This window comes from Streptomyces sp. NPDC045026, assembly GCF_056432625.1.
This window is the reverse complement of the sequence record NZ_JBWKIS010000002.1, coordinates 484,832-500,213: the sequence shown is the minus strand read 5'-3', so window position 1 is coordinate 500,213 and position 15,382 is coordinate 484,832. Positions and strand designations below refer to the sequence as shown.

The 15,382-nt window shown below is 68.1% G+C and carries 14 protein-coding genes and 1 riboswitch; of the genes, 4 read left to right on the top strand and 10 right to left on the bottom strand.

What is annotated here, in order from left to right; translation table 11 throughout:
- The first annotated feature begins 54 nt into the window (after positions 1-54).
- Together AC07EJ_RS06075 and AC07EJ_RS06070 are read left to right on the top strand one after the other, a co-directional pair.
- A complete protein-coding gene (locus AC07EJ_RS06075; RefSeq protein ID WP_478883859.1) occupies positions 55-804 on the top strand; it encodes a rhomboid family intramembrane serine protease in 750 nt (249 codons plus the stop codon).
- 44 nt (positions 805-848) lie between these two features.
- Positions 849-1,130, top strand: coding sequence for an Lrp/AsnC family transcriptional regulator (locus AC07EJ_RS06070; protein ID WP_100592167.1), 282 nt, complete (start codon positions 849-851; stop codon positions 1,128-1,130).
- 83 nt (positions 1,131-1,213) lie between these two features.
- On the opposite strand, the gene AC07EJ_RS06065 is transcribed toward AC07EJ_RS06070, so the two are convergent.
- From AC07EJ_RS06065 to ctaE, 6 genes are all read right to left on the bottom strand, one after another.
- Complete coding sequence (locus AC07EJ_RS06065; protein WP_389474900.1) at positions 1,214-2,587, bottom strand: aminotransferase class V-fold PLP-dependent enzyme; 1,374 nt, start codon at positions 2,585-2,587, stop codon at positions 1,214-1,216.
- A gap of 165 nt (positions 2,588-2,752) precedes the next feature.
- Positions 2,753-2,869: riboswitch (SAM riboswitch) on the bottom strand.
- Between the two features lie 113 nt (positions 2,870-2,982).
- Positions 2,983-4,047, bottom strand: a complete 1,065-nt coding sequence (gene trpD, locus AC07EJ_RS06060; RefSeq protein ID WP_389474898.1) for an anthranilate phosphoribosyltransferase — start codon at positions 4,045-4,047, stop codon at positions 2,983-2,985.
- Between the two features lie 164 nt (positions 4,048-4,211).
- A complete protein-coding gene (gene qcrB, locus AC07EJ_RS06055; protein ID WP_389474896.1) occupies positions 4,212-5,849 on the bottom strand; it encodes a cytochrome bc1 complex cytochrome b subunit in 1,638 nt (545 codons plus the stop codon).
- Positions 5,846-6,904 carry a cytochrome bc1 complex Rieske iron-sulfur subunit gene (gene qcrA, locus AC07EJ_RS06050; RefSeq protein WP_389474894.1) on the bottom strand — a complete coding sequence of 353 codons (1,059 nt, stop codon included), beginning with the start codon at positions 6,902-6,904 and terminating at the stop codon, positions 5,846-5,848. The genes qcrB and qcrA overlap by 4 nt, the downstream gene beginning before the upstream one ends.
- Entirely contained in the window at positions 6,901-7,710 is an 810-nt protein-coding gene (gene qcrC, locus AC07EJ_RS06045) for a cytochrome bc1 complex diheme cytochrome c subunit (RefSeq protein WP_389474892.1), read from the bottom strand. Before qcrC ends, qcrA begins: the two co-directional genes overlap by 4 nt.
- A gap of 73 nt (positions 7,711-7,783) precedes the next feature.
- Positions 7,784-8,404, bottom strand: a complete 621-nt coding sequence (gene ctaE, locus AC07EJ_RS06040) for an aa3-type cytochrome oxidase subunit III (RefSeq protein ID WP_100592161.1) — start codon at positions 8,402-8,404, stop codon at positions 7,784-7,786.
- Positions 8,405-8,591: 187 nt separating this feature from the next.
- Between ctaE and AC07EJ_RS06035 the strand changes: the two genes are divergently transcribed.
- A complete protein-coding gene (locus AC07EJ_RS06035) occupies positions 8,592-8,993 on the top strand; it encodes a DNA-binding transcriptional response regulator (protein ID WP_389474890.1) in 402 nt (133 codons plus the stop codon).
- Between the two features lie 80 nt (positions 8,994-9,073).
- Here the strand turns inward: AC07EJ_RS06035 and AC07EJ_RS06030 are convergent, their stop codons facing one another.
- The 4 genes from AC07EJ_RS06030 to ctaC form a co-directional block, all read right to left on the bottom strand.
- Positions 9,074-10,333: a L,D-transpeptidase gene (locus tag AC07EJ_RS06030; RefSeq protein ID WP_478883858.1), complete on the bottom strand. Its 1,260-nt coding sequence runs from the start codon at positions 10,331-10,333 to the stop codon at positions 9,074-9,076.
- Positions 10,334-10,466: 133 nt separating this feature from the next.
- Positions 10,467-10,865: a cytochrome c oxidase subunit 4 gene (locus tag AC07EJ_RS06025; protein WP_389474886.1), complete on the bottom strand. Its 399-nt coding sequence runs from the start codon at positions 10,863-10,865 to the stop codon at positions 10,467-10,469.
- Positions 10,862-12,598 carry an aa3-type cytochrome oxidase subunit I gene (ctaD, locus tag AC07EJ_RS06020; protein WP_383896691.1) on the bottom strand — a complete coding sequence of 579 codons (1,737 nt, stop codon included), beginning with the start codon at positions 12,596-12,598 and terminating at the stop codon, positions 10,862-10,864. Before ctaD ends, AC07EJ_RS06025 begins: the two co-directional genes overlap by 4 nt.
- Positions 12,595-13,554: an aa3-type cytochrome oxidase subunit II gene (gene ctaC / locus AC07EJ_RS06015; protein ID WP_389474884.1), complete on the bottom strand. Its 960-nt coding sequence runs from the start codon at positions 13,552-13,554 to the stop codon at positions 12,595-12,597. Before ctaC ends, ctaD begins: the two co-directional genes overlap by 4 nt.
- 434 nt (positions 13,555-13,988) lie before the next feature.
- On the opposite strand from ctaC, the gene AC07EJ_RS06010 reads away from it, so the two are divergent.
- A complete protein-coding gene (locus tag AC07EJ_RS06010; protein ID WP_478883857.1) occupies positions 13,989-15,377 on the top strand; it encodes an aminotransferase class V-fold PLP-dependent enzyme in 1,389 nt (462 codons plus the stop codon).
- The last annotated feature ends 5 nt before the right edge of the window (positions 15,378-15,382 follow it).

Sequence of the window (15,382 nt, the reverse complement as noted above, 5' to 3'; positions counted from 1 at the left end):
GAATCCCGGCAGGCCGCCTGGGCAGGTCTGCACCGTTACGTCATGATCTGTCGCATGATCGATAATCGGGGTGCGACGGCACGCAGGACGGTCAGGTCGGCCGTCAGGAACCATCCGGCACCGGTGACGTACGGGCTGATCGCGCTGTGCTGCGTGGTGTTCCTGCTTTCCCCGTCGTCCGGGTTCAACCCCGTCTACGGCACGGGCGACCGGCTGCTCGCGGCGCAGAGCGACTACTTCGAGCGCTGGGGCGTGATCCCCGCCCAGCTGCTCACCGGCTCTCCGCGCGCCGCGCTCACCACCGTCACGGCCCCCTTCATCCACGGCAGCTATCTGCACCTGCTGGGCAACATGCTCTTCCTGTACGTCTTCGGCGCGATGGTCGAGGAACGTATGGGCCACCTCCCGTTCGCGCTCTTCTACCTGCTCGCCGGCTGCGCGGCGCTGCTCGGCTACGCGATCGGGTACGCGGACTCCGAGCAGACCCTGGTGGGCGCCTCGGGGGCGATCTCCGCGGTGCTCGGGGCGCTGCTGTATCTCTTCCCCGCGGCGCGCGTGACGAGCCTGTTCCCGTTCCTGTTCTTCCTGCCACTGCGGTTTCCCGCGTGGGTGGTGCTGCCGTTCTGGGCGGCGCTCCAGTGGGCGGCGGCGAGGCAGGTCAGCCAGGGGCCCGGAGTGGCGTACCTGGCGCACCTGGTCGGGTTCTCCGTCGGCTTCCTCTACGCGTGGGTGCGTTACAGAGGCAAAAGAGGGGTGGGCGAAGCGCTTCCGCTCGAGGAAGGCGGCGAGACACGGGAGGGCTAAAGTGAAGGTGCCCCAGCCACGGCCACCGAGGGAGACAGCCAGCCGTGATCACCGCGATCGTGCTCATCAAGACCAGCGTGGACCGGATCCCCGAGATCGCCGAGTCGATCGCCGCCCTGGACAGCGTCAGCGAGGTCTTCTCCGTGACCGGTACGTACGACCTGATCGCCATGGTGCGCGTCGCGCGCCACGACGACCTGGCGGACGTCATCCCCGGGAAGATCAGCAAGATCCCGGGCGTGGAGGCGACGGACACGCACGTCGCGTTCCGCACGTACTCGCAGCACGACCTGGAGGCGGCGTTCGCGATCGGGCTCGACTCCTGATCCTGTCCGCATGACGACCGAAGGCCGCCCCGAGGGGCGGCCTTCGTCATGTCCGGCGAGGTGGGCGGATCACACGGAGCGGATCACACGGAGGGGACGCAACGCCCGTCCTCCGTGCGGTAGTTCCACTGCGCGCCGTCGCGGACCAGCTCGGTGACGGCGCGGACGAAGCGCTCGACGTGCTCGTCCGGGGTGCCGGCGCCGAAGCTGACACGGATCGCGTTGAGGGACTTCTCGCCGGGCGCGGCCTCGGGCGCCCCGCACTCGCCCTGTGACTGCGGGTCGCTGCCCAGCAGGGTGCGCACGAGGGGGTGGGCGCAGAAGAGGCCGTCGCGCACGCCGATGCCGTACTCGGCGGAGAGCGCGGCCGCGAAGTGCGAGCTGTTCCAGCCGTCGACGACGAACGAGATGACGCCGACGCGCGGAGCGTCGTCGCCGAACAGCGAGAGCACCTTCACCTCGGGCACGGCGTCGAGGCCGTCCCGGACCTTGCCGATCAGGTACTGCTCGCGGGCGACGAGCGAGTCGAAGCCCGCCTCGGTGAGTGCCTTGCAGGCGGAGGCGATGGAGTAGACGCCGATGACGTTCGGCGAACCGGCCTCGTGACGGGCCGCGCTGTCGTGCCACTCGACGTCCACACCGCCGTCGGCGCGCCGCGCGACCTTGCGCGAGGCGCCACCGCCGGCGAGGTAGGGCTCGGAGCCCTGGAGCCAGTCGGCGCGGCCGGCGAGGACGCCGGAACCGAAGGGCGCGTACAGCTTGTGCCCGGAGAAGGCGACCCAGTCGACGTCGAGGTCCTGGATGTCCACGGGGTGGTGCGGGGCGAGCTGCGCGGCGTCGAGGACGATGCGGGCGCCGTGGGCGTGGGCCGCGGCGGCGAGCTCACGGACGGGCCACAGCTCACCGGTGACGTTCGAGGCACCGGTGACGCACACCAGGGCGGGCCCGTGGGGGTCGCGGCCGGCGAGGGCCCGCTCCAGGGTCCGGACGGCCTCGGCGGGCGTGCGCGGCGCGTTCAGGTACGTCACGCGGGCGTCGCGCCACGGCAGCAGCGAGGCGTGGTGCTCGGTCTCGAAGACGAAGACCTCGCAGTCGGCGGGCAGCACGGCCGCGAGCAGGTTGAGCGAGTCGGTGGTCGACCGCGTGAAGATCACCTGGTCGTCCGCGCGGCAGCCGAGGAACTCGGCGACCGTCACGCGGGAGCTCTCGAAGAGGTCGGTCGACAGCTGCGAGAGGTATCCCGCGCCGCGGTGCACGCTGCCGTAGTACGGCGCGTAGGCCGCCACGTCGTCCCAGACCCGCTGGAGCGCCGGGGCGCTGGCCGCGTAGTCGAGGGCCGCGTAGGTGACCTCGCCCCCGGTGACGAGCGGAACGGTGACATCCCGGCCCAGAACCGGCAGGGACCCGGCGATTTCGCGACAAAGCGACTGGTCGGCGGCAGCGGTGGAGACAGACATGGCGAACTCCCGTGAGAGACAAGCGAATTGACCACGCCGGAGCCGATGGCTCGACAGCGCAGCCGCAAAGGGAAAAGGGGTGCGGAGGTGGGGCGGAGATGCCCTATCGCATTCGCTTGCTCACGAGACTGCTCCCTTGAGGACCAGGACCCCAGGGTGTGCAGGGGTCCGCGCTTGCAGCGCACCTTGCTGTGCACTGCCTGGTCTTCACCCGGGGCACCCCGCCACGGACGGAGGGTTGCCGGACAGCGAGCCGGGGCCTAATCGCTGTCACTCATGACCTGCCGTGAAGTATGCCAGCTGATCGCTTCATCGCAACAGCGTGTCCGCATCCCGGACGCAGCGTGGTGGGGAGGCACCTTTCGGCACCTCCCCACCCTGTCCGTGCTGCGCGCTTACGCGTTGCTGGCCGCCACCCAGCGCTCCAGCGTCCGCTTCGCCGAGCCCGAGTCGATCGACTCCGCGGCGCGGGCCATGCCGGCCCGGAGCTGATCGGCCAGCGGGCCCTCGCCGGGAGTGAGGGCGACGAGCGCCGCCGCCGAGTTGAGGAGGACCGCGTCCCGTACCGGACCCTTCTCACCGTCCAGGAGGCGGCGGGCGACCTCCGCGTTGTACGACGCGTCCGCGCCCCGCAGCGCGGACACCGGCACCAGGTCGATGCCGACGTCCCGCGGGTCGAAGGCCTCCTCGCGCACGGCGCCGTCCCGGACCACCCAGATCCGCGAGGTGGCCGTCGTCGTCAGCTCGTCCAGGCCGTCGTCGCCGCGGAACACGAGGGAGGAGTGACCGCGCTCCGCGAAGACGCCGGCCACGATGGCGGCCATCCGTGCGTCGGCGACACCGACGGCCTGGGCCCGCACCTTGGCCGGGTTGGTCAGCGGGCCCAGGAAGTTGAACGTCGTGCGGATGCCCAGCTGGCCGCGCGCGGCCGCCACGTACCGCAGCGCCGGGTGGAACTTCACGGCGAAGCAGAACGTGATCCCGGCCTCGTCCGCGACCTCGGCCACGCGCTTCGGCGTCAGCTCCAGATTCACGCCGAGCTTCTCCAGGACGTCCGAGGCGCCGGACGCCGACGAGGCGGCGCGGTTGCCGTGCTTGACGACCTTGGCGCCCGCGCCGGCGATGACGATCGCGGACATCGTGGAGATGTTGACCGTCTTGGCGCCGTCGCCGCCCGTGCCGACGATGTCGACCGTGTCGCCCGGGACCTCGATCACGTTCGCGTGGTCGTACATGGCCCGTACGAGGCCGGAGATCTCCTCCACGGTCTCGCCCTTGGCCCGCAGCGCCACCGCGAACCCGGCGATCTGCGCGTCGGTGGCCTCGCCCCGCATGATGCGGTCCATCGCCCAGGCGGTGTCGTCGGCGCTCTGGTCGCGCCCGTCGAGCAGGCCGTTCAGTACCGAGGGCCAGGAACGGCCCGCCGCGGTATTGCCTCCTGCGGGGGTCACAGCATTCATCTGCCGCTCCTGGTTTTCAGTGTGTAAGGGAACAAGGCCACCCTATCCACCCCCGAGAGCGGCAAAGAGCCCCGTCCAGTGCCTGGACGGGGCTCTTACCGTGGCGACCATGGGGGTCCCCCCGCTCGAACGAAGCCGAGACTGGGGGAGGTCAGTTCAGGTGATCAGTGGTGGCCGTGGCCGCTGGTGATCTCCTTGTACTCCTCGACAGTCGGCTTGGGGATCTGGCTCTCCTCGCCGTACATCCCGTCGGAGAGCTTGGCCCGCAGCTTCTCCGTACCGGACACCTTGCGCTCCACACCGTTCTCGTCGACCGTCGGGCCGATCTCGAGCGGCGCGTACTGCTCGTGCGCGGTGAGGGTGTGCAGGGCGTCGGGCCCGAGCGGCTCGTGGACCTCGATGAACTCACCGTGCGGCAGGCGCTTGATGAGACCGGACTCGCGTCCGTGCAGCACCTTGTCCTTGTCGCGGCGCTGGAGGCCGAGGCAGATCCGCTTGGTGACGATGAAGGCCAGCACGGGCACGATGAAGAACCCGATGCGCACGAACCAGGTGATCGCGTTGATCGACAGGTGGAAGTGCGTGGCCCAGAGGTCGTTACCGCCACCGAGGAGCAGGACGAAGTACCAGCTGATCCAGGCGGCACCGAACGCGGTCCGGGTCGGGACGTTGCGCGGGCGGTCCAGGATGTGGTGCTCGCGCTTGTCGCCGGTGATCCAGGACTCGATGAACGGGTAGACCGCGATCACCACCAGGACCAGCGGGAAGATCATCAGCGGGATGAACACACCCAGGACGAGCGTGTGACCCCAGAGGTTGATCTCCCAGCCCGGCATGAAGCGGATCAGGCCCTCGGAGAAGCCCATGTACCAGTCGGGCTGCGCGCCGGTGGAGACCTGGTCGACCCGGTACGGGCCCATGGCCCAGATCGGGTTGACCGACGCGATCGCGGCGATGACCGCGATGACACCGAAGACCAGGAAGAAGAAGCCACCCGCCTTGGCCATGTAGACCGGCAGCAGCGGCATGCCGACGACGTTCTTGTTCGTCTTTCCGGGGCCCGCGAACTGCGTGTGCTTGTGGTAGAAGACCAGGATCAGGTGAGCGACCACGAGGCCGAGCATGATGCCCGGCAGCAGCAGGATGTGGACCGAGTAGAACCGCGCGACGAAGTCGCCGCCCGGGAACTCGCCGCCGAAGAGGAAGAACGACAGGTACGTGCCGACGATCGGCACGGACAGGAGCGCGCCCTCCATGAAGCGGACACCGGTACCGGAGAGCAGGTCGTCCGGGAGCGAGTAACCGGTGAAGCCGGTGAACATGCCGAGGACGAACAGCAGGAAGCCGAACACCCAGTTGACCTCACGCGGCTTGCGGAACGCACCCGTGAAGAACACGCGCATCATGTGCACGAACATGCCGGCGAGGAAGATCAGCGCCGCCCAGTGGTGGATCTGCCGGATCAGCAGACCACCGCGCACCTCGAAGGAGATGTGCATGGTCGAGTTGAACGCCTCGGACATCAGCTGTCCCTGCAGCGGGACGTAGCTGCCGTGGTACTCCACCTCGTTCATCGACGGGTGGAAGAACAGCGTCAGGTACACACCCGTGAGGATGATGATGATGAAGCTGTAGAGGCAGATCTCACCGAGCATGAAGGACCAGTGGTCCGGGAAGATCTTGCGCATGTTGGCCTTGGCCAGGGAGTAGATCCCGAGCCGGCCGTCCGCCCAGTCGGCAACCCGCTCACCGGCGGGCGCCTTCTCGCGCGAGGACGCGTCGTTGGTCGTCGAAGTGCTCATCCGCGCTCCCAGAAAGCAGGACCGACGGGCTCTGCGAAGTCGCCGAGCGCCTGCAGGTAACCCTCGCCGTTCACGCCGATACGCAGCTGCGGGAGCGCGTGGCCGGCGGGACCGAAGATGACGCGGGCGCCGTCGGAGAGGTCGAAGGTGGACTGGTGACAGGGGCAGAGCACGTGGTGCGTCTGCTGCTCGTACAGGGAGATCGGGCAGCCCACGTGGGTGCAGACCTTCGAGTACGCGACGACACCCTCGTGGCCCCACGCGAGCTCTTGCTTGTCCTTGATCTCGTCCGGCTGGATCCGGACCAGCATCAGGGCGGCTTTGGCCATGACCTGCTGGAAGTCCTCGTCGTGCTGCTCCACGCCCTCGGGCTTGGCGAAGGTGAGCGAGCCGACCACGATGTCCGAAGGACGCAGCGGCTCGTTCGTGTTCATGTTGACGAGGAGCTTGCCCTTCTTCCACGCGGTGTGCCGGAGCTTGTCCTCCGGCAGCGGACCGAGGTCACGGAGAAGGACGATGCCGGAGAGCGGGACCATCGCGACCGCACCGAAGAGCGTGTTGCGGATCAGCTTGCGCCGGCCGAACTGCGACTCCTTGGCGCCCTGCTTGAAGTCCGCCAGGACCTTCGCCTTGACCTCGGGCTCGGCCGAGATCGCGTGACGGTCGTCGGCGACCTCCACATCGGACATCAGGGTGCGGGCCCAGTGGACCGCGCCCGCGCCGATGCAGAACAGCGCCAGGCCGAGCGTCATGCCGAGCGCGAAGTTCAGCCCGCTGATGTGCCCGATCGGGAAGATGAACACGCTCTTGTCGGCCGGGATCGTCACAAACGCGGCGATGAAGGCGACCGTGGAGAGCATCGAGAGCACGAACAGGAAGGCGACCACGCGCTCGGAGCGCTTGGCGGCCCGCTCGTCGATGTCCTGGATCCGGTGCTCGTGGGGCGGCAGCCCCGGATCGGCGAAGGGGTCTTCCTTCACCGCGACCGAGCCGTGCGGCTGGTCGGCGTCCTGCGCGCTGGGCAGGTTCTCTTCTGGAATCTCTTGACTACTCATGACTTCTTGGCCTTTGCGGTCCGAGCGGCGACCCAGACGGCGACGGCGACCAGGGCGCCGAGACCGAAGACCCAGGCGAACAGGCCTTCAGTGAACGGGCCGAGCCCGCCCAGCGTCAGCCCGCCGGGGCTCTCGGTCTCGTTGCCGTTGACCGCGTTGATGTACGCGATGATGTCCTTCTTGTCCTTCTCCGGCATCGTGGTGTCGGGGAAGGAAGGCATGTTCTGCGGGCCCGTCTGCATGGCCTCGTAGATGTGCTTCGGGCTCACGTCCTCCAGGTTCGGCGCGAACTTGCCGTGTGTCAGCGCGCCGCCCTCACCGGTGAAGTTGTGGCACTGCGCGCAGTTGGTACGGAACAGCTCGCCACCGTTGGCGATGTTCGCACCCTCAGGGCTGACCTGGTTCTTCGTCGGGACGGTCGGACCGGCGCCGAGCGAGGCGACGTACGCCGCGAGCTGGTCGATCTCGGCCTGCGAGTAGATGACCTTCTTCTTCGGGATCTGCGCGCCGGGCTGCTGCGCGGGCATGCGCCCGGTGCCGACCTGGAAGTCGACGGCCGCGGCGCCCACGCCAGTCAGCGGCGGACCGTCACTGGATCCCTGACCGCCGGTGCCGTGGCAGCTGGCGCAGCCAACGGCATAGAGCTTCTTGCCCTCGTCGATGGCGAGGGACTGGGCGGTTTCGTCGGCCTGCGCCTTGCTCGCGGGTGCGAACGCGGCGTACAGCCCCCCGGTGGCCGCCAGCGCGAGGAGTAGGACGACGACCGCCGCCAGCGGATGGCGTCGTCGTGCGGAGAGCTTTTTCACGGATTACCCCGGTGTCAGGATCTTCTGCGTCGGTGCTTACTGGACGAGTCGGTACGTCGGGACGACGTGCCGGCTACTTGATCAAGTAGATCGTGGCGAAAAGGCCGATCCAGACGACATCGACGAAGTGCCAGTAATAGGACACGACGATGGCTGCGGTCGCCTGCTCATGGGTGAACTTCCTGGCCGCGTATGTGCGGCCGAGGACGAACAGGAAGGCGATGAGGCCGCCTGTCACGTGCAGTCCATGGAAGCCAGTCGTCAGGTAGAACACCGAACCGTACGGGTCGGAGGACAGCGAGAGACCGTCCTTCTTGACCAGCTCGGTGTACTCGAAGATCTGACCGCCGATGAAGATCGCACCCATGATGAAGGTGACGATGAACCATGTCCTGAGCTTCTTCACATCCCCGCGCTCGGCGGCGAAGACGCCGAGCTGGCAGGTCAGTGAGGAGAGCACCAGGATCGTGGTGTTCGTCGCTGAGAACGGAACGTTCAGCGACTCGGCCATTTCCTTCCAGTGATCTGGCCCGGTCACCGATCGCAGGGTGAAGTACATCGCGAAGAGGGCCGCGAAGAACATCAGCTCGGAACTCAGCCAGATGATGGTTCCGACGCTGGTGAGGTTCGGCCGATTGACCGACGGGTGCGCGTGCCCGGTTTCTACTGTCGTTGCTGTCGCCACGACCGACATTATGTCGGTCGCTTATCTCGCGCTCACCCCGGGGGGTGCCGTTCGGAGTGTCTGTGGGGTGTGTCCAGCCCGTATGGCCCATCGGGGCGGCGTCCGAACCGGTGTTGACGGGGTGTCGGGAGGAGTAGGCTCCGCGCAACGCTTCCCCACCTTGATGAGTCAAAGACGCCGAAGTCTCGGAGGAACGATGCAGTCGACCGCGACGGTCCTGGTCTACAGCGACAACGCAAGTACCCGCGAACAGGTCCGCCTCGCGACCGGGCGCAGGCCCGCCGCCGATGCTCCCGAGATCGAGTTCGTCGAGTGCGCCACGCTCCCGGCGGTCCTCAAGGAGCTGGACCGCGGCGGCATCGACGTCTGTGTCCTGGACGGCGAGGCCGTTCCCGCGGGCGGCATGGGCGTCTGCCGGCAGATCAAGGACGAGATCTTCCACTGCCCGCCGGTGCTGCTCCTGATGGGCCGCCCGCAGGACGCCTGGCTGGCCACCTGGAGCCGCGCCGAGGCCGCGGTGACCCTGCCGGTCGACCCGGTCGAGTTCGCGGGCGCACTGGCCTCCCTGCTGCGCTCCCGGCACGCCGTGGAGGCGTAAGGCACTTCGGTACGCCGACGGGGCGGCCTGCAGCAGCGCTGCGGGCCGCCCCGTGTGCGTCCGGTCCGGAGTCAGAAGTCTCACACCTCCGGGCTGAGCCGGGCCGTCTGGACGGAGCTGTGGCCGTCGCCCGTGGCGACCGCCTGTATGGCGCTGCCCTTCTCCCACTTCTGCCAGCTGAGGTTCCAGTCGCCGAAGCCGTTGCCGAACGGGTCCATCTGCGCGCCGTTGCTGTTGATGACCTTCACGACGTCGCCGGTGCGGACGGTGTTGAAGAACCACTCGGCGTTGCTCATGCTCATGCCGGTGCAGCCGTGGCTGACGTTGGCGTACCCCTGCGAGCCCTGGGACCAGGGCGCGGCGTGCACGTATTCGCCGCTCCAGGTCACCCGGGTCGCGAAGTACACCGGCATGTCGTACGACTCCGACGAGCCCGCGGCGATGCCGATGCTGGTGCTGCGCATCCGTACGAAGCGTTCCTTGCCGAGTACGACCTTGACGCCGTTGCGGGTCTCGAAGCCGGGCTTGCCGGTCGTGACGGGGATGGTGTTGATCACTCGGCCGTTGCGGTACACGGTCATCTGGTGCGAGGCGGCGTCGGTTATGGCCTCTATTCGGTCGCCGATGGTGAGGCGGAGCGACTTGGAGGCGCCGCCCCAGAGGCGGTCACTGACCTTTATGCCGTCGAGGTTGCTGTGCGCCTCCACGGTGGCGCCCGCGGGCCAGTACTCCTCGGGGCGGTAGTGCAGCGTCTTGTCGTCCACCCAGGTCCAGGAACCCGCCACGGCGGGCTGCGACTCGACCTTGAGGGACCGCTCCACGACGGCCCGTGCGGCCTTGTCCTTGACGGCGGCGCTGAGCTCGGCGGTGATGGGCTGTCCGACGCCGTACTTGCCGGCCTCGGGACCGAAGGTGACCTTCAGGGCCTTCTTCTTCTTGTCCGGGTGGCCCGTGTCGAAGGTGAGCACCTTGCGGCCGGGCGCGCCGTCCTCGTCCTCGGTGCTCACCTGCACCGTGTAGTGGGCGTCGGCGGCGAGCGGGGCCGTGCTGTGCCACCTGCTTCCGTCGGCGGACAGTTCGCCCACGACATAGCGGCCTATCGCATCGGTGGCCGTGACGTCGGTGATGCGTGCGTCGTCCTCCGAGGTGACCTCTATGGGCTTGTCCGGGTCGGCCTTCTTGCCCCCGGACGGGGCGCTGAAGCTGACCTCGCCCGCCGCGTCGTACGGCTTGGTGGAGAGCGGGTGACTGGAGCTACCGCAGGCCGTGACGCTCGCACCGAGTGCGGCCACCAGCAGAGTGCAGCTCATTACCGTGCGAATTCTCGGTGAGTTGTTCATGAGACTCACGGTATGAACCATCACCGCTTCCGGCGCGCCGATTGGGCCGTACGTGGCGCGGCCCTTACGGGACATGCGAAAGGGCCCGGACACTCCGTCAGGAATGTCCGGGCCCTTCGGCGTCGGCCGGGCCCTACTGGGTCCGGTTCTCGCCGCGGTAGTACTCGAAGACCCAGCCCCACAGGCCGATCCCGATGATCGGGGCCGAGAAGTACATCAGCCACCAGCCGAAGACGACGCCCATGAAGCCGAGCGCACCACCGATGGCCAGCGCGAGCGGCTGCCAGCTGTGCGGGCTGAAGAAGCCCACCTCACCGGCGTCGTCCGCGACCTCGGCCTCCTTGTTGTCCTGCGCACCCGTGTCGAGCCGCCGGGCCGTGAAGGCCAGGTAGTAGCCGACCATGATGCACAGGCCGAAGGCCAGGAAGAGCGCCGTGGTTCCGGCAGGCTCCTTCGACCACACGCCGTAGACGATCGCCGTGGCGAGCACGAAGACGCTCAGCCAGATGAACATCTTGCCTTGGACCTTCACTTGCCGGCCTCCTTGCCACCTGCGAGAGCGTTGCCCCCGTGGCCGCCGTTCTGGAGCTGGTCCATCGCGGCGATCTCCGGGTGGTGCAGGTCGAACGCCGGCGATTCACTGCGAATGCGCGGCAGGGTGAGGAAGTTGTGCCGCGGCGGCGGGCAGGACGTAGCCCATTCGAGCGAACGGCCGTAGCCCCACGGGTCGTCGACCTCGACCTTCTTGCCGTACTTGGCGGTCTTCCACACGTTGTAGAAGAACGGCAGGATCGACAGACCGAGCAGGAACGAGGAGATCGTCGAGATCGTGTTCAGCGCGGTGAAGCCGTCGGCCGCGAGGTAGTCCGCGTAACGACGCGGCATGCCCTCGACGCCCAGCCAGTGCTGCACCAGGAACGTGCCGTGGAAGCCGATGAACAGCGTCCAGAACGTGATCTTGCCGAGCCGCTCGTCGAGCATCTTGCCCGTGAACTTCGGCCACCAGAAGTGGAATCCGGCGAACATCGCGAAGACCACGGTGCCGAAGACGACGTAGTGGAAGTGCGCGACGACGAAGTACGAGTCCGAGACGTGGAAGTCCAGCGGCGGGGCCGCCAGGATGACGCCGGTCAGACCACCGAAGACGAAGGTGATCAGGAAGCCGATCGTCCAGAGCATCGGTGTCTCGAAGGACAGCGAGCCCTTCCACATCGTGCCGATCCAGTTGAAGAACTTCACGCCGGTCGGTACAGCGATGAGGAACGTCATGAAGGAGAAGAACGGCAACAGCACGCCGCCGGTGACGTACATGTGGTGCGCCCACACGGTCACGGAGAGACCCGCGATCGCGATGGTCGCACCGATCAGGCCCGAGTAGCCGAACATCGGCTTCCTCGAGAACACCGGGATCACTTCGGAAATGATTCCGAAGAATGGCAACGCGATGATGTACACCTCTGGGTGTCCGAAGAACCAGAAGAGGTGTTGCCATAGCAAGGCGCCGCCATTACTGGCGTCGAACACATGGGCACCGAATTTACGGTCCGCCTCCAGGGCGAACAGCGCGGCGGCCAGGACCGGGAAGGCGAGCAGGACCAGGACGGCGGTCAGCAGCACGTTCCACACGAAGATCGGCATGCGGAACATCGTCATGCCGGGAGCGCGCATGCAGATGATCGTGGTGATGAAGTTGACCGCGCCGAGGATGGTGCCGAAGCCGGAGAAGGCCAGACCCATGATCCACATGTCGGCGCCGATGCCCGGCGAGCGGACGGCGTCCGAGAGCGGGCTGTAGGCGAACCAGCCGAAGTCGGCCGCACCCTGCGGGGTGAGGAAACCGCCGACGGCGATGGTCGAGCCGAACAGGTAGAGCCAGTAGGCGAACATGTTCAGCCGCGGGAACGCCACGTCGGGCGCGCCGATCTGCAGCGGCATGATCCAGTTCGTGAAACCGGCGAACAGCGGCGTCGCGAACATCAGCAGCATGATCGTGCCGTGCATCGTGAACGCCTGGTTGAACTGCTCGTTCGACATGATCTGGTTGCCGGGACGAGCGAGTTCGGCGCGCATGAAGAGCGCCATGATTCCGCCGATGCAGAAGAACGCGAACGACGTGACCAGGTAGAGCGTGCCGATCGTCTTGTGGTCAGTGGTGGTCAGCCACTTGACGACGACATTCCCCGGCTGCTTGCGCCTGACCGGCAGCTCGTTCTCGTACGAGTCGTCAGCTGCGGCGGCACCCTGAGGTTCGTTGAGGATGCTCACAGGTTGTTCGTCTCCCGGTTCTTCTCGTGGCTCGTCTGCGCGATGCCGGACGGGATGTAACCGGTCTGCCCCTTCTTCACGAGGTCCTTGAGGTGCTGCTGGTAGCGCTCAGGAGAGACGACCTTCACGTTGAACAGCATGCGCGAGTGGTCGACGCCGCAGAGCTCGGCGCACTTGCCCAGGAAGGTGCCTTCCCGGTTGGGAGTCACCTCGAAGGCGTTGGTGTGGCCGGGAATGACGTCCTGCTTCATCAGGAACGGCACCACCCAGAAGTCATGGATGACGTCGCGCGAGGTGAGGACGAACCGGACCTTCTCGCCCTTGGGGAGCCAGAGGGTGGGGCCGGGGTTCTTCGTCTGCGGGTTCACCGAGGCCGGCGTACCGGCCTCGTAGACGCCGCCGGCGTTCGCCGGGAAGTCCTTGATGAAGCGGTCCGGAATGCCGGCCAGCTCCTTGGAGGTCTTCGCGTCACCCGTGGAGCCGGGCACGTTCTCGATGTAGTTGAAGCCCCAGCTCCACTGATAGCCGACCACGTTGATGGTGTGGGCCGGCTTGTCGTCGAGGTTGAGGAGCTTCGTCTCGTCTCGCGCCGTGAAGTAGAAGAGGACCGAGACGATGATGAGCGGTACCACCGTGTACAGCGCCTCTAGCGGCATGTTGTACCGCGTCTGCGTAGGTACCTCGATCTTGGTGCGGCTGCGCCGGTGGAAGATGATGCTCCACAGGATCAGGCCCCAGACAAGGACACCCGTGGCGAGCGCTGCCGCCCACGAGCCCTGCCAGAGGGAGAGGATCCTGGGACCTTCTTCCGTAACCGGGGTCGGCATACCAAGACGAGGAAAGTCCTTGTATGTGCAACCAGTAGCGGTTACCAGGATCAGGCCCGCAGTCAGCACCTGCGGCAGCTTCCGCCGCATCGGGCGCCGCGACGAGCGGTCGGAGCCGTTGGGACTCACGTAGCGCCTTCCCGAGAGTCTCGCCCGCGCTGGTTGGCTACGGCCGTCTCGCTGGTCGCTCGCCGCCCTGGCACACGGGCAGGGGTTTGGATGTTTATGCGGACCAAACCCTACTGGACGCTATTTGGGGTCGCGCGGGGAGGGTGCCTAACGCGCCGCGGGTCACTCAGAAGGGGTGGAACTTGCTGTTCCGGGGGGATCTGACGGGGGGTCGGGGGGATGTCCGGTGGGTGGCGGACCCGGGTGGTCCGGCTGGTGCGGGCCCAGGTGGTCCAGGGTGTGCAGGCCCGGGTGGTCCGGCGGGCGCGGGCCAAGGTGGTCCGCCTGGTGCGGGCCAAGGTGGCCCGGCGGGCGCGGGCGTGGGGTGAACTGCCTCCCCGTTCCCCCCGCCCCTTGCGGGACACCGCGCTCACCCGGGGCTTTACCGTTGCGGTGTGTCCTACTTCGACGCTGCCTCCTCCGCTCCCCTACACCCCGTGGCCCGGCAGGCGCTGCTCGCCTCGCTCGACGAGGGGTGGGCCGACCCCGCCCGGCTCTACCGTGAGGGGAGGCGGGCCCGGCTGCTGCTCGACGCCGCCCGCGAGGCCGCCGCCGACGCCGTGGGCTGCCGCCCGGACGAGCTTGTTTTCACCCCTTCGGGGACGCGCGCCGTGCACTCCGGGATCTCCGGCGCACTCGCGGGACGTCGGCGTGTCGGTCGGCACCTGGTGGTTTCCGCGGTCGAGCACTCCTCGGTACTCCATTCGGCTGCCGCGCTGGAGGCGGACGGGGGTTCCGTGACCGAGGTGGGCGTGGACCGGGCCGGTGCGGTCTCGCCTGCCGCGTACGCCGACGCGCTCAGGGAAGACACGGCGCTCGCCTGTCTCCAGTCCGCCAACCACGAGGTGGGGACGGCGCAGCCGGTGGCCGAGGCCGCCGGGGCGTGCCGGGCCGCCGGGGTGCCGCTGCTCGTGGACGCGGCGCAGTCGCTCGCGTGGGGTCCGGTCGAGGGTGACTGGTCGCTGCTCGCGGGCAGCGCGCACAAGTGGGGCGGCCCGGCGGGGGTCGGGCTGCTCGTGGTGCGCAAGGGGGTGCGGTTCGCGGCCCAAGGCCCGGCGGACGAGCGGGAGTCGGGGCGGGCGGCCGGGTTCGAGAACATTCCGGCCGTCGTGGCGGCGGCGGCCTCGCTGCGGGCGGTGCGGGCCGAGGCGGCGGAGGAGGATGCGCGGCTGCGGGAGTTGACGGAGCGGATCCGGGCGCGGGTGCCGGGGCTCGTGCCCGACGTCGAGGTGGTGGGTGACCCGGTGCGGCGGCTGCCGCACGTGGTCACCTTCTCCTGTCTCTATGTCGACGGAGAGACCCTGCTGCACGAGCTGGACCGGGCCGGTTTTTCTGTTTCGTCCGGATCGTCGTGCACGAGCAGCACGCTGACGCCGAGCCATGTGCTCAAGGCGATGGGGGTGCTGAGCGAGGGGAACGTACGGGTGTCGCTGCCGCTCGGGACGGCGGCGGACGACGTGGAGAGGTTCCTCGAGGTGCTGCCGGGGACGGTCGCGGCGGTACGGGAGCGGCTCGGGGCGACGGCCGTGACCGCGCCCGCTCCCGCGCCGGCGAGTGCTCCCTCGCTCGTGGTCGACGCGCTCGGGAAGCGGTGCCCCATCCCCGTCATCGAGCTGGCGAAGGTGATCGGGGACGTGCCGGTGGGCGGGACCGTGACCGTGCTCGCCGACGACGAGGCGGCGCGGCTCGACATCCCGGCGTGGTGCGAGATGCGGAGCCAGGAGTACGTCGGGGAGGAGCCGGCGGAGCGCGGTGCCGCCTATGTGGTCCGCCGGCTCTCCTGACGGGG